Genomic DNA, 20,315 nt, shown 5'->3' on the forward strand with positions numbered 1-20,315 from the left:
CCGCAGGTCACATCCTTTTCCATGTAATTTCATGTCATGGGCACCTGCAAAAAACACCCGTGGGACGGCCTTTGCAGGTGCACATCCGTTGCGCAGCTTAACGAGTGCGACAACCTGCCTGCTTGCAGCGCTGCGACATATTCGGTCATCGGCTAGCTAAACAGCCCGTGCGCATCGAACAACCCTAGCAGCCCAAGGGCCAAACGGCACCTGGCGGCGTGAAATCATCGCTGGATCCTGCGTCTGGCAGCGGTAATCCAGCAGAAATTCCTCCCGGCTGGCAAAATCCACCTTTTACTCCCCCGCAGGGCTCATCGAGCCAGGAGCCATCACCATGCAAATGACCACCGCCCTTCTGATCGCCAACCCGTGCGACGAAGAAGAAGACAACATGGCCATGCTCTGCTGCCATAGCGCCCAGGGCGACATGTTCCTGATGTCCCGCTACCCCGACGAAGACGCACTGGAAATCACTCTGGATGGCGAGCCTTCGACACTCGATGGCGTGAAGGTGACCCTGAGCCCGACCCTGCTGAAGATCGAAATCGCCGCAGCGGACGCCGATGCCCTGAATGGCGATGATGTGCTGGAAATCATTCATAACAGCGATGCGGCGGACCTGGCGGAAGTGGAACTGACGTTGCGGAACATTCTCCGGGGCACCGGGACTTATATAAGTCAGCTCTGAGCTCAGCAGCGCCAGGGATTCAGGATAGGAGTCGGGCAGCTCTTGTGGCGAGGGAGCTTGCTCCCGCTGGGCTGCGCAGCAGCCCCAAAAACCACACACCACGATCTGACAGCCAAACCGCGCCAGCACGAATGGCGACTGCTGCGCAGCCGAGCGGGAGCAAGCTCCCTCGCCACACTGGTTCGCGTGAGCCTTCCCACCACATCCTACCCACGCTGCGGCTCCTTACCACGAGGTGAATCACCGTCGGTCGCTCTCGTATCAAGACGCCCTTGACGACCGACTGGATTCTGAGGTTTCCTGAAACCGGTTTCAGAGCCGCTAAATAATTCCAATAAGCAGGTTTCTATCCGTGAATTCTTTCTCCGCCGCCCAGCGCAGCCGCGTGACCATGCTTGACGTCGCCGAACGCGCCGGGGTCTCCAAGGCCAGTGTCTCGCGCTTCATTGGCGAGGACCGCGCCCTGCTCTCCGAGGCCATCGCCCGGCGCATCGAGCAGGCAATCAATGAGTTGGGCTATCGTCCCAACCAGATGGCCCGTGGCCTCAAGCGCGGACGCACGCGCCTGATCGGCATGCTGGTGGCCGATATCCGCAACCCTTATTCAATTGCCGTGATGCATGGCGTGGAAACCGCCTGCCGTCGCCATGGCTACAGCCTAGTGGTGTGTAACACCGATCGCGATGACGAGCAGGAGCGCCAGCACCTGGCGTTGTTGCGCGCCTACAATATCGAAGGGCTGATCGTGAACACCCTGGGGCATCACCGTGAGGAACTGCTCGAACTGCGCAGCGAGATGCCGCTGGTGCTGGTGGATCGCAAGGTTGATCGGCTCGAAAGCGACCTGGTGGGACTGGATAACCCGGCCGCCGTCGCGATGGCGCTCGACCACCTTGAACAACGGGGTTACCGCGATCTGCTCCTGGTCACCGAGCCCTTCGACGGCACCAGCTCGCGGATCGAGCGGGTCGACAGTTTCAAGGCCGGCATCGAGCGCCGCCCTGCCCTGACCGGCGCCGTGGTGGAAACCTGTGACCGGTTGACCGCCCGCATCGAGGCCTTCCTTGCCCAGCCGGGCGCTGGCCCCAAGGCACTGTTCTGCGCCAACGGCATTGCTGCGTTGGCCGCCACTCAAGCCTTGCGCGACCTGGGTTGCCATTTGTTCGACGACGTAGGCCTGATCGCCCTCGACGATCTGGATTGGTACCCGTTGGTGGGCAGCGGCATCACCGCCCTGGCCCAACCCACCGCCGAGATCGGCGCCAGTGCATTCGAGTGTTTGCTCAAGCGCTTGCGCGGCGACAACGGGCCGGTGCGGACCCTGGATTTTGCGGCGCGGCTGATTGAGCGTGGGTCGACGCTTGGGAATGGTCGGTGATGGTGAGGGCCCTATCGCGAGCAAGCTCGCTCCCACAGGGATCTTCAGTGCGCCACAGATCCCGTGTGGGAGCGAGCTTGCTCGCGATGAGGACCTGAAGCACACCCCCCTTTTTTTAAATAAAACTGAAACCGGTTTCAGAGGTGCAATAACAATGAACAAACCACCCGTTTCCATCAGCCTTTCCAGCTACGGCGCCGACCTGGTACGGCAACAAGGCCAAGGCCATTTCATCGATCTGCTGGCCGCCGCCGGCGCCTCGCGCATCGAATGGCGCGAAGAATTGCTCACCACCGAACAGCCCGCCGAGCTGGCCGCTCGCGCTCGCGCCCAGGGGCTGCAAAGTGTTTTCTCGTCACCACTGGAGCTGTGGCTCGCCGGGCAGTCCAGGCCCAACCCGGCCCTGGCACTGACCCTGCAACGGTCCGAGGCTTTCGGCTCGGCATGGCTAAAAGTCTCCCTCGGGCACTTCACCGGCTCCCATGACCTGTCGGCACTGGCGGATGTGCTCGGCGCAAGCCCGGTGCAGTTGCTGGTGGAAAACGACCAGACCTTGCAAGGCGGACGGATCGAACCGTTGCAACGTTTCTTCACCGCTGCCGAAGAGCATGCATTGCCCGTCGGTATGACCTTCGACATCGGCAACTGGCAATGGCAGGACCAATCGGCCGCCGTCGCCGCCCGACAGCTCGGACGGTATGTGGCTTACGTGCATTGCAAGGCAGTGGCCCAGCGCGCCGACGGCAAACTGGTCGCCGTACCTCCGGCCATGACCGACCTGCACCTGTGGGAGCAACTGCTCAAGCACATGCCCGTCGGTGTAATGCGCGCCGCCGAATACCCGCTACAAGGCGAAGACTTGCTGCAATTGACCGCTGAACATGTCGCCACCCTTGCCCGCCTCGGGCAACTACGCCGGGAGCCTGCCCATGCCTGAGTTCGATGTGCTGTCGTTCGGCGAAACCATGGCGATGCTGGTGGCCGACCAGCGCGGTGACCTGGCCAGCGTCGACCAGTTCCACAAGCGCATTGCCGGGGCCGACAGCAACGTGGCCATCGGTTTGTCGCGCCTGGACTTCAAGGTCGCGTGGCTGAGCCGGGTTGGCGCCGATTCCCTGGGACGCTTCGTCGTGCAGACACTGGAAAACGAAGGCCTGGATTGTCGTCACGTGGCGGTCGATCCAACGCACCCCACCGGATTTCAGTTCAAGTCCCGTACCGACGATGGCAGCGACCCGCAAGTCGAGTATTTCCGTCGTGGCTCGGCGGCCAGTCATCTGTCGATCGATTCCATCGCGCCATCGCTGCTTGAAGCCCGTCACTTGCACGCCACCGGCATCGTCCCGGCGTTGTCGGTCACGGCCCGCGAGATGTCCTTTGAATTGATGAGCCGTATGCGCGCGGCCGGCCGCAGCCTGTCGTTCGACCCCAACCTGAGGCCAAGCCTTTGGGGCAGCGAGTCGACGATGATTGCGCACATCAATCGCCTCGCCGCCCTCGCCCACTGGGTCCTGCCAGGGCTCGGCGAAGGTCGCTTGCTGACCGGTTTCGACGACCCGGCTGACATCGCCGCGTTCTACCTGGACCAAGGCGCCGAAATCGTCGTGATCAAGCTCGGCGCGGACGGCGCGTATTACCGCACGCACCTGGACCAGGGTGTTATCGCCGGTGTGCCGGTGGCCCGAGTGGTGGACACCGTGGGCGCCGGCGATGGCTTCGCCGTCGGCCTGATCAGTGCGTTGCTCGAAGGCCGCGCCATCACCGAGGCCGTGCAGCGCGCTAATTGGATTGGCAGTCGTGCGGTGCAGAGCCGTGGGGACATGGAAGGGTTGCCGACGCGCCATGAGTTATTGGCGCAATTCAATGACGCCAATCGCGAGCAAGCTTGCTCCCACAGGAGATCGAGTTAACCCCTGTGGGAGCGAGCTTGCTCGCGATAGCGGCCACCGCAAAAAACACCTGCTGCAAACAAAAACAACAAGCTCAGGAGTCAACGACATGCAAACGCTCAACCTCGCCACCCGCCGCTGGTGGTACATCATGCCCATCGTGTTCATCACCTACAGCCTGGCCTACCTGGACCGGGCCAACTACGGGTTCGCCGCCGCCTCGGGCATGGCCAAGGACCTGATGATCACCCCGGGGCTGTCGTCCTTGCTGGGCGCCCTGTTTTTCCTCGGCTACTTTTTCTTCCAGGTCCCGGGGGCGATCTATGCGCAAAAGCACAGCGTGAAGAAGCTGATCTTCGTCAGCCTGATCCTCTGGGGCTCGCTGGCCACCCTGACGGGCGTGGTCTCCAATGCCTACTGGTTGATCGTGATCCGCTTCATGCTCGGGGTGGTCGAGGCCGCGGTGATGCCGGCCATGCTGGTGTACCTGTGCCACTGGTTCACCCGGGCCGAACGTTCGCGCGCCAACACGTTCCTGATCCTTGGCAACCCAGTGACCATGCTGTGGATGTCGGTGGTGTCGGGTTATCTGGTACAGCAATTCGACTGGCGCTGGATGTTCATCATCGAAGGCCTGCCGGCGGTGCTCTGGGCCTTTATCTGGTGGCGCCTGGCCGATGATCGTCCGTCCCAGGCCAAGTGGCTCAGCGACCAGGAAAAACACGACCTGGAAAGCGCATTGGCGGCTGAACAGGTGGGTATCAAGGCGGTGAAGAACTATGCCGAGGCCTTCCGCTCGCCCAAGGTCATCATCCTGGCGTTGCAGTTTTTCTGCTGGAGCATTGGGGTCTACGGGTTCGTGCTGTGGCTACCGTCCATCCTCAAGGCAGGTTTGCAGATGAGCATGGTCGAGGCCGGCTGGCTGTCGTCGTTGCCGTACCTGGCGGCGGTGGTCGGCATGCTGGTGGTGTCCTGGGCATCGGACAAGGCCCAGAAGCGCAAGCGCTTCGTCTGGCCGCCGCTGCTGGTCGCTTCCATCGCGTTCTACGCCTCCTACCTGCTGGGGCCTGAACATTTCTGGTGGTCCTACAGCCTGCTGGTGGTGGCCGGGGCTTGCATGTATGCGCCGTACGGGCCGTTTTTTGCCATCGTTCCGGAAATCCTCCCCGCCAACGTCGCCGGCGGTGCCATGGCGCTGATCAACAGCATGGGCGCGCTGGGTTCATTCGGCGGCTCGTACCTGGTGGGTTACCTCAACGGTTCCACCGGTTCCCCTGGCATGTCCTTCCTGTTGATGAGCGGCGCGTTGCTGGTGGCCGTGGTGCTGACCCTCGCCCTCAAGCCCGGCGCCAGCGACCGGGCCGTGTCGAAAACCGCGACGCCACACTCGGCGCCCGCCCATTCCTGAAGCGAGACCCCTCCATGAAAAAGCACGTGGTGTTGTACAAGGCGCTGTCAGCGCAATTGATGGCCCGTTTGCAAGCCCAGGCCCAAGTCACCCTCATCGAGCGCCTCGACGCGCAAAGCCTGGTGCAACTGCGCGAGGCCTTGCCAAGCGCCCATGGCTTGCTGGGTGCCAGCCTCAAGCTGGATGCGGCGCTGCTGGACCTGGCGCCGAACCTGCAAGCCATCGCCAGCGTCTCGGTGGGGGTCGACAACTACGATATCGACTACCTGACCGAACGCCGGATCCTGCTCACCAATACCCCGGACGTGCTCACCGAAACCACCGCGGACACCGGTTTCGCCCTGATCCTGGCAACCGCCCGGCGCGTGGTGGAACTGGCCAACCTGGTGCGCAGCGGCGGCTGGCAACAGAGCATCGGCCCCCGGCATTTCGGCAGCGATGTCCATGGCAAGACCTTGGGCATCATCGGCATGGGCCGCATCGGCGAAGCCTTGGCCCAGCGCGGGCACTTCGGCTTCGGCATGCAGGTCATCTACCACAGCCACTCGCCCAAGCCTGCAGTCGAGCAGCGCTTCGACGCACGCTATTGCAGCCTCGAAACATTGTTGCAGCAGGCGGACTTCGTCTGCCTGACCTTGCCCTTGACGGCTGAAACCCAAGGGCTGATCAATGCGCGGGCGTTTGCCCGGATGCGTCCCGAATCCATCTTTATCAATATCTCCCGAGGCAAAGTGGTGGACGAGGCGGCACTGATCGACGCCCTGCGCAGCGGGCAAATCCGTGCCGCGGGGCTGGACGTGTTCGAGCGCGAGCCCTTGAGTGCGGATTCACCGTTGTTGCAACTGGATAACGTGGTGGCGACACCGCACATGGGCTCGGCCACCCACGAGACCCGGGAAGCGATGGCGCGTTGTGCGGTCGACAACCTGCTGGCGGCATTGGCGGGTGAGCGGCCGGCGAATCTGGTGAATGCGGGGGCGTGGGTAGGCTGAGCAATCATCCAAGCACGGCTGTGGCGAGGGAGCTTGCTCCCGCTCGACTGCGCAGCAGTCGCAGGCCCGGCGGGCGCGGTATGTCTGGGAACCGCGCCGGCTCGGTTTGGGGCTGCTGCGCAGCCCAGCGGGAGCAAGCTCCCTCGCCACGGGGGGGTATGTCGGCTGATGGGTTTCGATGTTGTCCAGTGCACGGTTCGCCAGCGGGCTGCCCAGTTCGATCAGTTGCTGAATGCCCAGGAGGAAATGCCGGCGTGAACCGTCCAGGTCGAAGGCCAGGTCATTGACCATGGCATTGGCCGAAGCCAGGGTTTCGCTGAGGTTGGCAAGCAGGCTTTCGGTGTCGATGTCTTTGTTGACGGTGAAGAGTTGGCCGGGGGCAGGTTCTGCTTCGGGTTTGTCCGGCTTGGGGTTCAGGTAATGGTCGAGGACTCGGTCGGTGACTTCGTCGTGTTTTTGAGACTTGGTTTTTGAACGCGGTGACGTTGGATCGGTGTTCGGTGGGTTCGGGGTTACTTTGAACATGAATGAATCTCCAAATCAGAAAAAGGAGACCATCAACCTCGCTACCAAACGAAGGTGGCGGCCATACGCGGGTTGGTAGACCGGTGACTTGGAGAACCGGCGCGTCCGAAGACGCCCTGCGCATGACCGCCATAAAACAGATACCAAAAAGGCCTCTGTTACAGGGGCTGTGCGACAAGTCAAAAGCCGGGCTACCAAACCCGATCGCTGATTCATCAGCGACCCGGAAACGATAGAACCTGCCTCCCAAGCGCACAAGCCGGCGGATTCTGGCGCAGTTGTAGGCAATGGCGCAAGACAACGTAGCCTGCTCCAGAGCACTCCTACGTCCCGATAAACACCCCTTCACTTTGTGAGTGCTTCGCACTCAAGCGGGAGCAAGCTCCCTCGCCACCGGGTAAGGTGCGCCTGTCGGGTGGGATTCATGGCAAGCAAACCCACCCCCACAATCTTTCCAAGCCGATCACAATTCACACGGCCAATCAAAATCCCGTTAGTCGCCACCCCCTGCCATGCATTAAAGTAACGCCCCCAGCCCCGGCGTTATCCGAACGTCCGGGGCCACCCTTTCCAGGAACAGTCACCGATGGAACATCGTGAAGCGCTGCTTGCGCTGCGAACCTTTCTTTCAACGCAGATTCTCGGCCAGGAAAAACTCATCGAGCGCCTGCTCATCGCCCTGCTTGCCGACGGCCACATGCTGGTGGAAGGCGCGCCGGGGCTGGCCAAGACCAAGGCCATCAAAGAACTGGCCGAAGGCGTCGAAGCGCAATTCCATCGCATCCAGTTCACCCCCGACCTGCTGCCCGCCGACATCACCGGTACGGAAATCTACCGCCCGGAAACCGGTAGCTTCGTGTTCCAGCAAGGGCCGATTTTCCATAACCTGGTGCTGGCGGACGAAATCAACCGCGCCCCGGCCAAGGTCCAGTCGGCCTTGCTGGAGGCGATGGCCGAGCGGCAGGTCAGCGTCGGGCGCAGCACTTATGAACTGTCGCCGCTGTTCCTGGTGATGGCCACGCAGAACCCGATCGAGCAGGAAGGCACCTACCCGCTGCCCGAAGCCCAGCTCGACCGCTTCCTGATGCACGTCAAGATCGGTTTCCCGGACGCCGCGGTGGAACGCCGTATCCTGCAGCAGGCCCGGGGTGAAGCGCTGAACGGCGAGACCAAGCCCGAACGCCGCGTGAGCCAGCAGGCGATTTTCTCTGCGCGCAAGGAAATCCTCGGGTTGTACATGGCCGACGCCGTGGAGGAGTACTTGGTGCAACTGATCATGGCCACCCGCAACCCGGCCAAGTTCGATCCGGAAATGGCCGAATGGATCGCCTACGGCGCCAGCCCGCGGGGCTCCATCGCCCTGGACCGCTGTGCCCGTGCCCACGCCTGGCTGGCCGGACGCGACTTTGTCAGCCCCGAAGATATCCAGGCCGTGCTGTTCGACGTGCTGCGCCATCGCATCATCCTGTCGTTCGAAGCCGAAGCCGCCGGTATCGACCAGGACCGGGTCGTGCAGCGGATTCTCGACGTCGTCGCTGTCGCTTGAGCATGCGTCATGAATAACCCACTGGCGCCCGCACCGGGCATCCGCGTCAGCCTCGCAGAGCTGATCGAGATGCGCCATCGCGTACGCGAAGTGCAGTTGTTCTCGACCCCAGGCCAGCGCAGCCCGCTGATCGGCCTGCATCACTCCAAGCTGCGCGGACGCGGGGTCGATTTCGACCAGGTGCGGGTCTATCAGGCCGGCGACGACGTACGCACCATTGACTGGCGCGTCACCGCCCGGACCCAGGAGCCCCACACCAAACTGTTCCACGAAGAACGCGAGCGGCCGATCTTCATCATGATCGAGCAAAGCCACCGGCTGTTCTTCGGTTCGGGGCTGGTGTTCAAGTCGGTGCTCGCCGCTCAGGCCGCCAGCCTCATAGGCTGGGCCGCGCTGGGGCATAACGACCGGGTCGGCGGCCTGGTGTTCGGCAATAACACCCATTACGAGGTCAAGCCGCGACGCAGCAAACAGAGCCTGTTGCAATTGCTCAACCGGTTGGTGCGGGTCAATCAGTCACTGCACACCGAGGCCGAGCCGGATCGCGACTCGTTCGGCATCGCCCTGCGCCGAGCCCGGGAAGTGCTACGGCCCGGCAGCCTGGCGATCGTGATTTGCGATGAGCGCGCGCTGTCCGACAGCGCCGAGCAACAGTTGAGCCTGCTGTCGCGCCATTGCGACCTGTTGTTGCTGCCACTGTCGGACCCGCTGGATCATGCCCTGCCCGCCGCCGGTCTGCTGCGGTTCACCCAGCGTGGTTCGCAGCTGGAACTCGACACCCTGAATTTCGAACTGCGCCAGGCCTATCGCGCCCAGGCCGAGGCGCGCCAGGAACGCTGGGAGATGCTGGCGCAGAAACTGCGAATCCTGATGCTGCCCCTGAGTACCCAGGGCGACATGGTCGAGCAACTGCGCGACTACCTGAACCCCAAGCGGGCCGGGAAAAGCCGATGAGCAGCCTCGATCAACTGCAACCGCTGATGGCGCCGCCGCCTATCGGTTTCTGGCCACCCGCGCCAGGCTGGTGGCTGCTGCTGGTGTTGATCCCATTGCTGGGCCTGGGCCTGTGGCAACTGCGCCGGTTCATTCCCATCAAGCGCACCGTCGCCCGCGCCGAACAACCCTTGGACCCGGTGCGCCTGGCCGCGCTGGCCGAACTCGCCCTGCTGCCCAAACCCTACGACGGCGCGCCGGCCGGGGCCTGGTTGCAACAGCTCAACGGGCTGCTCAAGCGTCTATGCCGCAATCACTACCCCTACAGCCAGAGCCACACCCTCAATGGGCGCAAATGGCTGGCGTTCCTGGATAACCGCTGCCCGGCCGCGGGCCTGACGCGCTGGATGATCTTGGTGGAAGGCGCCTACAAACCCGAATGCAAGCTCGATGACAAAGCCATCGCTGGCCTGACCCAGGCGGTCGAAATCTGGATTCGCAAACATGTTTGAGTTCGCCTGGCCGTGGGTATTCGCCCTGTTGCCGCTGCCTTGGCTGATGCGCCTGGTGCTGCCGGCGGCCGATAGCGGCGAGCCAGCGCTCAAGGTCAGTTTCCTCGGGGACCTGGAAGGCCTGGTGGGTCGGCGGGCGCGGGCCAATCTGCCGACCTGGCGGCAACAGGCGCCCTTCATCCTGCTCTGGCTGCTGTTGCTGATCGCCGCGACCCGACCGCAGTGGTTGGGCGAGCCATTGCCCATTGCCGCCAGCGGCCGCGACCTGCTGGTGGCGGTGGATGTCTCGGGTTCCATGGACTTTCCCGACATGCAGTGGAAGGACGAAGAGGTCAGTCGCCTTGTGCTGGTCCAGCACATGCTCGGGGACTTTCTCGAAGGCCGCGAAGGTGACCGGGTCGGCCTGATCCTGTTCGGCAGCCAGGCCTATCTGCAAGCACCGCTGACCTTCGACCGCCGCACCGTGCGCCATTGGCTCGATGAGGCGCGTATCGGTATCGCCGGCAAGAACACCGCCATAGGCGACGCCATCGGACTGGCCCTCAAGCGCCTGCGCCAGCGCCCGGCCCACAGCCGCGTGCTGATCCTGGTAACCGACGGCGCCAACAACGGCGGTGAAATCGATCCGCTGACCGCTGCGCGACTGGCTGCCGACGAAGGCGTGAAAATCTACCCGATCGGCATCGGTGCCGACCCGGAACAAAGCGGCACCACGGGTTTGCTCGGCGTCAACCCGAGCCTGGACCTGGATGAACCGACACTCAAGGAAATCGCCCAAGCCACCGGCGGCCAGTATTTTCGTGCCCAGGATGGCGCGCAATTACTGGCGATCAAGACCGCCCTCGACCAGCTCGAGCCGGTGACCCAGCAACCGACCCAGGCCCGTCCTGCCCTGGCGCTGTATCACTGGCCCCTGGCCGTTGCGCTGCTGTTGAGCATGTTGCTGGTGGCCCGGGCGCGCTGGCCGGACAATCCGTTGCAGCGCCTGTTCAACCAGCCGCTGTTCCAGCCGGCCCAACACACCGAGTGGCGCCAGCGGCTCAAGCGCCTGCGCTTGCGGAGGCGTCGATGATCGCCTTCTGGCCACATTGGCTACGCCCCTGGTTCGTATTGCTGCTACCTCTGCTGGGCTGGTTGCTCTGGCAACTGTGGCACCGGCAGAAACGCGTGGGCCGCTGGCAGATGATCCTGCCGCCCGCCTTTCATGCTGTGCTGCTCAGTGGCGGCAGTGGCCGCGAAAGCCGGCTGCCGTGGATTGCCCTGGGCCTGGGTTGGCTGTTGATCGTGCTGGCGCTGCTGGGGCCGAGTTGGGCGCGGGTCGAACAGACCAGCCAGAAACCCGCCGACCCGCTGGTGGTGGTGCTGGAACTGACCCCGGAAATGCTCGCCACCGACGTCCCGCCCACGCGCCTGGAGCAGGCCCGGCGCAAGGTACTGGACCTGTTGCAGAACCGCAGCGACGCCCAGACCGCGATCATCGTCTATGCCGGCAGCGCCCATACGCTGGTGCCGCTGTCCGACGATCTGTCCACCAGCGCCAACCTGCTCGAAGCCCTTGCGCCATCGATCATGCCGCAGAGCGGCCATCGTGCCGACCTGGCGGTCCGCAAGGCGCTGGCCCTGTTGGACCAGGGCGAACTGGGCCATGGCCGGATCCTGCTGATCGGTTCGTCGCTGAACGAGCAGGAACGCCAAGGCATTCGCCAGGCCCTGGACGGTTCCGCCACACAATGGCTGATGCTCGGCATTGGTACCCGCGAAGGCGCACCGGTGCCCCAGGAAGATGGCAGTTACCTCAAGGATGCGCAGGGTTCGATCCTGCTGCCACGCCTGGACAGCCCGGGCCTCAAGGCCTTTGCCAACAAGCTGGACGGCCGCTACCGGCCGGCGCGCCTGGACGACAGCGACCTGCGCGGCCTGGGCCTGTTGGACGGCCCTCGTCATCTGCGCAGCGACGGACAAACGCTGCGCCTGGACACCTGGGCCGACCAGGGCTATTGGCTGCTCCTGCCCCTGTTGCTGCTGGCCGCCTGTGCCGGACGGCGAGGCTGGCTGTTCTGCCTGCCACTGTTATTCATGTTGCCGCAAACCGGCCACGCCTTCGAATTCCAGGACCTGTGGTTGCGCGCCGACCAACAGGGCCAGCACTTGCTCAAGCAAAAACGTCCCGCCGAAGCCGCCGCCCACTTCGAGGACAGCCAGTGGCAAGGCGTCGCCCTGTACGAAGCCGGCCAGTACAGCGAAGCCGCCCGACGCTTCGCCGAAGGCAACGACGCCCGTGCGCACTACAATCGCGGCAATGCCCTGGCCAGGAGCGGCGAACTGGAAGCCGCGCTGGATGCCTATGAGCAGGCCCTGGAGTTGCAACCCGACCTGCGCCCCGCCCAGACCAACAAGGCCCTGGTGGAAAGTTTGTTGAAAGAGCCGCCCCCCGTACCGGAAGAACCCAAGCCTGCCGAAAACGAGGAGCCGGCCCCCACCGAGCAATCGCCGGATACCGACTCACCCACCCAGTCTTCCGAACCGGGACAGCCCTCTCTCGAGGCAAGCGCGACATCGGACGAGCCCCAACCCCCGCGCGCGGCACAACCGCCTACCGCCCAGGATGTACCAGGCAGCGAACTGCCCGATGAGCAGACCACCACCCCGCCACTGCGTCCTGCCGCGGGCCAGCGCAATGAAGAAGAACAGCGCCAGGCACTGGAACAATGGCTGCGCCAGATCCCGGATAATCCAGGGGAGCTGCTCAGACGTAAATTCTGGTATGAACAGCAAAGCCATCAGGCCCAGGAAAAAACCAAATGACCCGCTTCACCACCTACTTCCTCGTGTTGCTGCTCTGGGCCTCTGGAACCCAGGCTGCACAGCTGACTGCCAGTGTGGACCGCAGCCGCCTGAACTCCGGGGAAACGGTGGAGCTGACCCTGGAATCCAACGACGCCACGTTGTTCGGCAAACCGGACCTGGCTCCGCTCCAGGCCTTGTTCGATGTGCGCGGTACCCGTCAGGTCAACCAGTTGACGACCCTTGACGGAGAGAACCGCGCCACCACCCGCTGGATCGTGACCCTGCTGCCGCGCCAAAGCGGCACCGTGATCATTCCGCCGTTGCAACTGGGCGAAGTGACCAGCCAGCCGATCACCCTGCAGGTGATCGAAAGCGAAACCCGCGACGCCTCGCAGCCCCTGGCAGCGGTGTTTATCGAGGCCAGCCTCGACCAGACCGACGTGTATGTTCAGGCCCAGGCGATCTTGACCCTGCGCATCTACCATTCGGTGTCGCTGTACGACGACAGCAGCCTCACGCCGCTGCACATCCCCGATGCCCGCACCGAGCAACTGGGCGAATCGCGCACCTATGAAAAAGTCATCAACGATGTCCGCCATGGCGTGATTGAACTGCGCTACGGCATCTACCCACAGCGCAGCGGCGAACTGACGATTCCGGCCCAGACATTCAGCGCCACCCTGGTCGAGCCGGTGGCCCAGGACGCCGTACCTTCGGGCCCCAAGCCCGGCCAGTTGATGCGGGTAAGCTCCGCGCAACTGTTGCTGCGCGTCAAGCCCAAGCCTGCCAGTTATCCGGCCGACGTGCCCTGGCTGCCGGCGCGCAGTCTGTCCTTGAGTGAAAGCTGGAGCCCGGAGCCGACCCACAGCCAGGTGGGCGATTCCCTGACCCGCAGCCTGACCCTGGAAGCCGAAGGCCTGGCCAGCGCCCAGTTGCCACCGCTGCCGGCCACGGAGATCAATGGCCTGCGGCGCTATCCGGACCAACCGGTACTCAGCAGCCGCAACAGTGAACGCGGGCTGGTGGGCAGCCGCGAAGACCGCGAAGCGCTGGTGCCCAATCGCAGCGGCACCATCGAGCTGCCACCGGTGGAAGTGGTCTGGTGGAACACCCTGGAAGACCACCTGGACCGCACCAGCCTCCCGGCGCGGACCCTGCAAGTGGCGAACAATCCAAGCCTGATGGTGGACACGCCGGCCGGCACGGCGCAGATCGTAACGACCGTCGACAGCGACATGCTCTGGTACTGGCAACTGAGCACCTTGGTCCTGGCCTGCACGACCGTGCTGGGCTTCGCCCTGTGGTGGCGCGGCCGCTGGCAGCCAGCGATCCTGCGCTCGACCCAGACCGGACCGAGCCCCCGCACCTTGCTGGATGATCTCAAACGCACCTGCCTGGCCAACGACCCCCACGCCACCCGCCAGGCCCTGGACGCCTGGGCCCGCCAGCAACCGGAAACCCTGGCCGACATGGCCGCACGCTTCGTGCCGCTGTCCGACGCCCTGGACGGCCTCAACGGCGCGCTCTACAGCGAGACCGGCCAGCATTGGCAGGGTGAAGACTTGTGGCGGGCGATTCGGGCGATTCCCCCCACCGATGGGGCGCAGGCTTCTGCCAGTGATTCCGGGTTGCCGCCGTTGTACCCCAAATAAACCCGGTTTCCTGGGCAGTCATGGCTTTTGTAGCTTTTGTAGCTTTTGTAGCTTTTGTAGCTTTTGTAGCTTTTGTAGCTTTTGTAGCTTTTGTAGCTTTGTAGCTTTTGTAGCTTTTGTAGCTTTTGTGGCGAGGGAGCTTGCTCCCGCTGGGCTGCGAAGCGGCCCCTTTTTTTGCGATTGCTGCGCAATCGAGCGGGAGCAAGCTCCCTCGCCACAGGGTCTTGCACCAAATCCTGCAACGTCGAGCAAGTTCTCGCCCCCATTTCCCAGTAAACTCTGCTTCTTTTAGCCGCCCCTCTTCACGCGGCCATCATCTGTTTCCTGGAGTACACCTTGCGTCTGTTTCACACCTCCGACTGGCACCTGGGGCAAAACCTCCACGGCCAGGAACGCGACTTCGAACACGCGTGTTTCCTCGACTGGCTGCTGCGCCAACTGAGCAGCGAAAAACCCGATGTACTGCTGATTGCCGGCGATATCTTCGACACCGTGAATCCGCCGGTCAAAGCCCAGGAGCGACTCTACGACTTCATCGTCAGCGCCCATGAACAAAACGCCAACCTGACCATCGTGATGATCGCCGGCAACCACGACTCCGGCTCGCGTATCGAACTGCCTGCGCCGCTGATGCGACGCCTGCGCACCCATGCCCTGGGCCGGGTGCTGTGGCTGGACGACGGTCAACTGGACGTCGAGCGCCTGTTGTTGCCGTTGCCCGATGCCAAAGGCAAGGTCAAGGCGTGGTGCCTGGCCCTGCCGTTCCTGCGCCCTGCCGAAGTCACTGGCGCACAGCTGGGCGACGACTACCTGCGAGGCATCGGCCAGGTCCATGAGTGGCTGATCGCCGCGGCCAATAGCAAGCGCAAGAAAGGCCAGGCGCTGATCGCCATCAGTCATGCCCATATGGCCGGTGGTTCGGTGTCCGAGGATTCCGAGCGCAGCCTGATCATCGGCAACGCCGAGGCCCTGCCCGCCAGCCTGTTCGGCCCGAACATCAGCTACGTCGCCCTCGGCCATTTGCACAAGCCGCAGAAGGTCAACGGTGAAGAGCGCATCCGCTACAGCGGTTCACCGATCCCGCTGTCATTTTCGGAGATCGGCTATCAGCATCAGATCCTCGACATCACCCTCGACGGCGAGGCGCTGGTCAAGGTCGAGCCGCGCCTGATCCCACGGGCCGTCAACCTGCAACGCCTGGGCCCGGCGCCACTGGCCGATCTACTGGTGCAACTCAAGGACCTGCCCGACATCGACCTGCTGGCCGATGTCCAGCGCCAACCCTGGTTGGAAGTGCGGGTACGCCTCGACGAACCGCAGCCGGACCTGCGTCACCAAGTGGAGACCGCATTGCAAGGCAAGGCCGTGCGCCTGGTGCGGATCGCCGCCGAGTACGCCGGCAACGGCGGCGCCGGCAATGCCGATGATGGCAGCGCGCTGGTGGAGCTGGATCAACTCAGCCCACAGGAGTTGTTCAGCCGCGCCTGGCAGGACACCTACGGCAACGACGTGGACGAACAGACCCTCAAGGACTTTGCCGTGCTGTTGCAAGACGTGCAGATGGAGAGCGAGCAGCCATGAAGATCCTCGCGATCCGCCTCAAGAACCTGGCGTCCCTGGCCGGGCCGTTTGAAATCGATTTCACCGCCGAACCCTTGGCCAGCGCCGGCCTGTTCGCCATTACCGGCCCCACGGGCGCCGGCAAGAGCACATTGCTCGACGCCCTGTGCCTGGCGCTGTTTGGCGCCGTGCCGCGCCTCAATAACACCGGACGCGACGCCAAGGTGCCGGACGTCGATGGCGAAATTGCCACGGGCGATCCGCGCACACTGTTGCGCCGTGGTACCGGCGATGGTTATGCCGAAGTGGATTTTCGCGGCATCGACGGACGCCGCTATCGGGCCCGCTGGGAAGCCAATCGCGCCCGGGAAAAGGCCGGCGGCAAATTGCAAGCCAGCCGCCAGAGCCTGCGGGACCTGGACAACGATCAACTGCTGGCGAGCCAGAAAGGCGAATACAAGACCCAGCTCGAAACGGCCCTGGGCCTGAACTTCGAACAGTTCACCCGTGCCGTGCTGCTGGCCCAGAGCGAGTTCAGCGCGTTCCTCAAGGCCGATGACAACGATCGCAGCGAACTGCTGGAAAAACTCACCGACACCGCCCTCTACACCCGCCTCGGGCGCCGCGCCTTCGACAAGGCCAAGCAAGCCAAGGAAAACCACAAGCAGTTACAGGACCAGGCCACTGGCGTTACGCCGCTCGCTCCCGAGGCCCGGGCCGAGCTGGACCTGCGCTTCACCGAAGCGCAGCTGCAACTCAAGGCCCAACAAGCCCAACTCAAGCAGCTGGAGCAGCAGCACACCTGGCTGCGCGACCTGGGCCTATTGCAGGATGAACACGCCAGCGCCGCCGAACAGCTGCAACAGGCCCAGGCCGATTGGAACGCCCTGGCCGACGAACGTCTGAAACTGGTCCGCCTGGAACAACTGGCGCCCCAGCGGCATCAGTTCATTCGCCAAACGGAACTGAACCGGCAGCTTGAGCCCCTGGCGGCGCAGATCCAGCAACTCACCCAGCAGCAGATCGACCTGCACGCCCAACAAGCCGAACTGGAAAAGGCCCTGGACGATGCGCAACAAGCGCTGGCCAGCGCCCGCCAGCAAAGCATCGACAGTGCGCCATTGCTGCGTCAGGCCTTCGGCGAGCAGAGCACCCTCGCCCGCCTGGCCCAAGACGCGAGCCTCAGCGCCGAGCGCCAGGAACAGGCACAGCAGGCCTGCACCGAAGGCCAGCGCACCATCGACACCTTGCTCGAGCAGCAAAGGCAGGTGGCCGAGCGCTTGCAGCGCATCGCCGACGCGCTGGAACAAAGCACGCACCTGGCCCCGCTGAGCGATGCCTGGAACGCCTATCGCGATCGCCTCCAACAACTGATGCTGATCGGTAATCGCCTGAACCAGGGCCAGGCCGAACTCGCCACACTGGAACAAAGCGCCACCCGCGCCGCCGAGGAACTGGCCACCCGCCGGCAAGACCTTGAAGTGCTCTACAAGGAAGCCGGCGCCGAGCCGGAGGCCGTGGCCGAACAGATCCAGTTGCTCGGCACCCTGCTGCAAGACAACCGCAAGCAACTGCGCGCCTTCGAAGACCTGACCCGGCTGTGGGCCAGTCAGCAAGAGCTGGACAAACGTGGCGCCGAGCTTGAACAACGCCAGCAACGAGCGTTGCAGGAACGTGACCGGCTGGTGCGCGAAGGCGGCGAAGCCAAGGCCGAACTGACCATCGCCGAACAGACCCTGACCGTTACTCGCGAGCTGCTGGAGCGCCAGCGCCTGGTCCGTAGCGAAAGTGTCGAGCAGCTGCGCGCACAGTTGCAGGATGAACAGCCCTGCCCCGTGTGTGGCAGTGTCGAGCATCCTTATCATCAGCCCGAAGCCCTGCTGGAAAACCTCGGGCGCTTCGATGAAACCGAAGAGGCCAACGCCCGCAAGGCCGTCGACCTGCTCAATGAAAAAGTCATCGACCTGCGGGCGCAATACAGTGGAGTGATCGCCCAGCTCAAGGAACTCAAACAGCAGCAGGAACAGCTCGCCAGCCAGCAACAGGGCCTGGCGCCCAGCCTTGAAGCCCACCCGTTGTCGGCGCAACTGCTGGCCCAGGAAGCGAACAAGCGCGACGCCTGGCTGACCCAGCAGAACAGCCAACTGAACCTGCGCATCAGCCAGGACGAACAACGGCAAACCGCCCTGCTGACCCTGCAGCAAGACGCCGCGCGCATGGCGCAGCGACTGCGTGAAGCCGAGGCAGCCAGCCAACAGGCGTCACAACACCTGGGCAACCAGCAGCAGGAACTGTCCCGCGACCGCCAGCGCCTGGACGAGGAGCTGAGCCACTTCAGCACCCTGCTACCCGCTGACACCCTGCAGGCCTTGCGCAGCGAACCCGCCGCAACCTTCTTGCAGCTCGACCAGCATATCGCCCAGCGCCTGGAGCAATTGGAACAGCAGCGCGACGAACTGAGCGAACAGCTCCAGCGCCAGCAGACCCTGGAGAAAGAGCAGGACCGCCAGCAGACCCGCCTCCAGCAACTGGAAGCGGCCCGCCTGCAATTCAGCGCCCTGAACGAGCAACAACAGACCTGCCAGCAGCAACTCACGCAACTGCTCGGCGAGCACACCAGCGCCGAACAGTGGCAGCAACAACTCGACCAGCGCCTGGAACAGACGCGGGATGCCGAGGCGACGGCCAATCAGCAGTTGCAGCAATTGCGCAACGACCTGGTGCAACTGGCCGCCGAACTCAAGGCCCGACAGGAACAGGCCCAATCCCTGGACCTCGAACGCCAGGCGCTGGCCGCCGGTATCGCGCAATGGCGCACCAACCATCCGGAACTGGACGATGCCGCCCTTGAGGCCCTGCTCGGCCTGGACGACCAACACGTCAGCCAGTTGCGCCAGCGCTTGCTCAACAGCGAAAAAGCCATCGAGCAGGCCCGCGTCCTGCTCACCGAACGCGAGCAGCGCCTGCAAAACCATCAGGCCCAACACAACGGCAACCTGTTGCCGGAACAATTGGCCGAAGCCCTCACCGAGCTGCAAGGCCAGTTCGCCGCCAGTGAACAGCGCTGTGCCGAACTACGCGCCGAACAGGCCGAGGACCAGCGCCGGCAGAACGCCAACCAGGCCCTGGCCCAGCAGATCGAGCAGGCCTATATCGAATACCAGCGTTGGGCACGGCTGGACGCATTGATCGGTTCGGCCACCGGCGACCGCTTCCGCAAGCTGGCCCAGGCCTACAACCTCGACTTGCTGGTGCACCACGCCAATGCCCAACTGCGGCAACTGGTACGCCGCTATAGGCTCAAGCGTGGCGGCAGCATGCTCGGGCTACTGGTGATGGACACGGAAATGGGCGATGAACTGCGCTCGGTACATTCGTTGTCCGGCGGCGAAACCTTCCTGGTCTCCCTCGCCTTGGCCTTGGGCCTGGCCTCGATGGCGTCCAGCACACTGAAGATCGAATCGCTGTTCATCGACGAAGGCTTCGGCAGCCTCGACCCCGAGTCGCTGCAACTGGCGATGGACGCTCTCGACGGCCTGCAGGCCCAGGGCCGCAAGGTCGCGGTGATTTCCCACGTACAGGAAATGCACGAGCGGATACCGGTGCAGATCCAGGTCCGTCGCCAAGGCAACGGCTTGAGCACCGTGGAGGTGAAATGAGCCACGCCACGCTCTATTCCTTCCGCCGCTGCCCCTACGCGATGCGAGCACGCATGGCCTTGCGCTACAGCGCGGTCGAGGTGGCGATTGTCGAAGTCAGCCTGAAGGCCAAGCCCGCCGAGATGCTCGCACTCTCCAGCAAAGGCACGGTGCCGGTGCTGCAGGTCGATGGCCGGGTGATCGATGAAAGCCTGGAGATCATGGCCTGGGCCTTGGCCCGCCATGATCCGCAAGACTGGCGGTTGCTGGATGATCCCGAAGGCCAGACATTGGCGGCAGCGTTGATCGAGGAAAACGACCATCGGTTCAAGCTTCACCTGAACCGCTACAAGTACCCCGAGCGTCATCCTGAACAGCCGGTGGAGCATTATCGGGCCGAGGGCGAGGTGTTCCTGGGGCGGCTGGAAACGCTGCTTGAAGCGCGGCCATTCCTGGTGGCCGATCACCTGAGCCTGGCCGATGTGGCGCTGATGCCATTCGTGCGTCAGTTCGCCCATGTCGACCGCGAGTGGTTCACCCAGGCGCCTTATCCTCGGCTACGGGACTGGTTGCAACGGTTCCTGGCGTCCGAGCTGTTCGTGGCGATCATGGCCAAATAACGGCTGCACACAGCCCTTGTGGCGAGGGAGCTTGCTCCCGCTGGGCTGCGCAGCAGCCCCCCCTCAAGGACCACTAATCAACCTGACCCACCGCGTTGCCGGGTTTTAGGGCCGCTGCGCGCCCCAGCGGGAGCAAGCTCCCTCGCCACGGGGAATTGGGTACGGCGCGGGTTAAGGGAATGCCTCG

15 protein-coding genes and 1 pseudogene are annotated in these 20,315 nt (G+C 63.8%); 15 read left to right on the forward strand and 1 reads right to left on the reverse strand.

Annotated features, from left to right (window positions below; genetic code table 11):
- Window positions 1-334: 334 nt before the first annotated feature.
- The 6 genes from BLU76_RS24140 to BLU76_RS24165 all read left to right on the forward strand — a co-directional run bounded on the left by BLU76_RS24140 (window position 335) and on the right by BLU76_RS24165 (window position 6,355).
- Window positions 335-688, forward strand: a complete 354-nt coding sequence (locus BLU76_RS24140; RefSeq protein ID WP_092224767.1) for a hypothetical protein — start codon at window positions 335-337, stop codon at window positions 686-688.
- 352 nt (window positions 689-1,040) lie between these two features.
- The gene (locus BLU76_RS24145; RefSeq protein WP_092224769.1) at window positions 1,041-2,066 is read left to right on the forward strand and encodes a LacI family DNA-binding transcriptional regulator; all 1,026 of its coding nucleotides are present in this window, start codon (window positions 1,041-1,043) and stop codon (window positions 2,064-2,066) included.
- Window positions 2,067-2,220: 154 nt separating this feature from the next.
- Window positions 2,221-3,003 carry a sugar phosphate isomerase/epimerase family protein gene (locus BLU76_RS24150; RefSeq protein ID WP_092145899.1) on the forward strand — a complete coding sequence of 261 codons (783 nt, stop codon included), beginning with the start codon at window positions 2,221-2,223 and terminating at the stop codon, window positions 3,001-3,003.
- Window positions 2,996-3,976, forward strand: coding sequence for a sugar kinase (locus BLU76_RS24155; protein WP_092145901.1), 981 nt, complete (start codon window positions 2,996-2,998; stop codon window positions 3,974-3,976). Before BLU76_RS24150 ends, BLU76_RS24155 begins: the two co-directional genes overlap by 8 nt.
- 88 nt (window positions 3,977-4,064) lie before the next feature.
- Window positions 4,065-5,363 carry an MFS transporter gene (locus tag BLU76_RS24160; RefSeq protein ID WP_092145903.1) on the forward strand — a complete coding sequence of 433 codons (1,299 nt, stop codon included), beginning with the start codon at window positions 4,065-4,067 and terminating at the stop codon, window positions 5,361-5,363.
- 14 nt (window positions 5,364-5,377) lie between these two features.
- On the forward strand, window positions 5,378-6,355 hold the full coding sequence (locus tag BLU76_RS24165) for a 2-hydroxyacid dehydrogenase (RefSeq protein ID WP_092145905.1): 978 nt from the start codon (window positions 5,378-5,380) through the stop codon (window positions 6,353-6,355).
- A gap of 174 nt (window positions 6,356-6,529) precedes the next feature.
- Here BLU76_RS24165 and BLU76_RS31990 read toward each other — a convergent pair.
- A pseudogene (locus tag BLU76_RS31990) lies at window positions 6,530-6,880 on the reverse strand (DUF6124 family protein); the annotation flags it as partial.
- A gap of 586 nt (window positions 6,881-7,466) precedes the next feature.
- Here BLU76_RS31990 and BLU76_RS24175 point away from each other — a divergent pair.
- The 9 genes from BLU76_RS24175 to BLU76_RS24215 all read left to right on the forward strand — a co-directional run bounded on the left by BLU76_RS24175 (window position 7,467) and on the right by BLU76_RS24215 (window position 20,128).
- On the forward strand, window positions 7,467-8,426 hold the full coding sequence (locus BLU76_RS24175; RefSeq protein WP_003202654.1) for an AAA family ATPase: 960 nt from the start codon (window positions 7,467-7,469) through the stop codon (window positions 8,424-8,426).
- Between the two features lie 9 nt (window positions 8,427-8,435).
- Window positions 8,436-9,380, forward strand: a complete 945-nt coding sequence (locus BLU76_RS24180; RefSeq protein WP_092145907.1) for a DUF58 domain-containing protein — start codon at window positions 8,436-8,438, stop codon at window positions 9,378-9,380.
- Window positions 9,377-9,871: a DUF4381 domain-containing protein gene (locus BLU76_RS24185; RefSeq protein ID WP_063320765.1), complete on the forward strand. Its 495-nt coding sequence runs from the start codon at window positions 9,377-9,379 to the stop codon at window positions 9,869-9,871. Before BLU76_RS24180 ends, BLU76_RS24185 begins: the two co-directional genes overlap by 4 nt.
- Window positions 9,864-10,943 (forward strand): vWA domain-containing protein, encoded by a 1,080-nt coding sequence (locus BLU76_RS24190; RefSeq protein WP_092224771.1) that lies wholly within the window; start codon window positions 9,864-9,866, stop codon window positions 10,941-10,943. The genes BLU76_RS24185 and BLU76_RS24190 overlap by 8 nt, the downstream gene beginning before the upstream one ends.
- Window positions 10,940-12,676, forward strand: coding sequence for a VWA domain-containing protein (locus tag BLU76_RS24195; RefSeq protein WP_092224774.1), 1,737 nt, complete (start codon window positions 10,940-10,942; stop codon window positions 12,674-12,676). The genes BLU76_RS24190 and BLU76_RS24195 overlap by 4 nt, the downstream gene beginning before the upstream one ends.
- Window positions 12,673-14,310, forward strand: a complete 1,638-nt coding sequence (locus BLU76_RS24200) for a BatD family protein (protein WP_092145911.1) — start codon at window positions 12,673-12,675, stop codon at window positions 14,308-14,310. The genes BLU76_RS24195 and BLU76_RS24200 overlap by 4 nt, the downstream gene beginning before the upstream one ends.
- 336 nt (window positions 14,311-14,646) lie before the next feature.
- Window positions 14,647-15,891, forward strand: a complete 1,245-nt coding sequence (locus BLU76_RS24205) for an exonuclease SbcCD subunit D C-terminal domain-containing protein (RefSeq protein WP_092145913.1) — start codon at window positions 14,647-14,649, stop codon at window positions 15,889-15,891.
- Entirely contained in the window at window positions 15,888-19,529 is a 3,642-nt protein-coding gene (locus BLU76_RS24210) for an AAA family ATPase (RefSeq protein ID WP_092224776.1), read from the forward strand. Before BLU76_RS24205 ends, BLU76_RS24210 begins: the two co-directional genes overlap by 4 nt.
- Window positions 19,526-20,128 (forward strand): glutathione S-transferase, encoded by a 603-nt coding sequence (locus tag BLU76_RS24215; RefSeq protein ID WP_063320759.1) that lies wholly within the window; start codon window positions 19,526-19,528, stop codon window positions 20,126-20,128. The genes BLU76_RS24210 and BLU76_RS24215 overlap by 4 nt, the downstream gene beginning before the upstream one ends.
- Window positions 20,129-20,315: the final 187 nt, after the last annotated feature.

This window comes from Pseudomonas sp. NFACC08-1, from assembly GCF_900106735.1.
GTDB lineage: Bacteria > Pseudomonadota > Gammaproteobacteria > Pseudomonadales > Pseudomonadaceae > Aquipseudomonas > Aquipseudomonas fluorescens_Q.

Bases quoted from the DNA above. Each gene is read 5' to 3' on its own strand.
- BLU76_RS24165 (WP_092145905.1), top strand. From the start codon at position 5,378: ATGAAAAAGCACGTGGTGTTGTACAAGGCGCTGTCAGCGCAATTGATG.
- BLU76_RS24160 (WP_092145903.1), top strand. From the start codon at position 4,065: ATGCAAACGCTCAACCTCGCCACCCGCCGCTGGTGGTACATCATGCCC.
- BLU76_RS24180 (WP_092145907.1), top strand. From the start codon at position 8,436: ATGAATAACCCACTGGCGCCCGCACCGGGCATCCGCGTCAGCCTCGCA.
- BLU76_RS24215 (WP_063320759.1), top strand. From the start codon at position 19,526: ATGAGCCACGCCACGCTCTATTCCTTCCGCCGCTGCCCCTACGCGATG.
- BLU76_RS24150 (WP_092145899.1), top strand. From the start codon at position 2,221: ATGAACAAACCACCCGTTTCCATCAGCCTTTCCAGCTACGGCGCCGAC.
- BLU76_RS24175 (WP_003202654.1), top strand. From the start codon at position 7,467: ATGGAACATCGTGAAGCGCTGCTTGCGCTGCGAACCTTTCTTTCAACG.
- BLU76_RS24155 (WP_092145901.1), top strand. From the start codon at position 2,996: ATGCCTGAGTTCGATGTGCTGTCGTTCGGCGAAACCATGGCGATGCTG.
- BLU76_RS24190 (WP_092224771.1), top strand. From the start codon at position 9,864: ATGTTTGAGTTCGCCTGGCCGTGGGTATTCGCCCTGTTGCCGCTGCCT.
- BLU76_RS24195 (WP_092224774.1), top strand. From the start codon at position 10,940: ATGATCGCCTTCTGGCCACATTGGCTACGCCCCTGGTTCGTATTGCTG.
- BLU76_RS24210 (WP_092224776.1), top strand. From the start codon at position 15,888: ATGAAGATCCTCGCGATCCGCCTCAAGAACCTGGCGTCCCTGGCCGGG.
- BLU76_RS24140 (WP_092224767.1), top strand. From the start codon at position 335: ATGCAAATGACCACCGCCCTTCTGATCGCCAACCCGTGCGACGAAGAA.
- BLU76_RS24200 (WP_092145911.1), top strand. From the start codon at position 12,673: ATGACCCGCTTCACCACCTACTTCCTCGTGTTGCTGCTCTGGGCCTCT.
- BLU76_RS24185 (WP_063320765.1), top strand. From the start codon at position 9,377: ATGAGCAGCCTCGATCAACTGCAACCGCTGATGGCGCCGCCGCCTATC.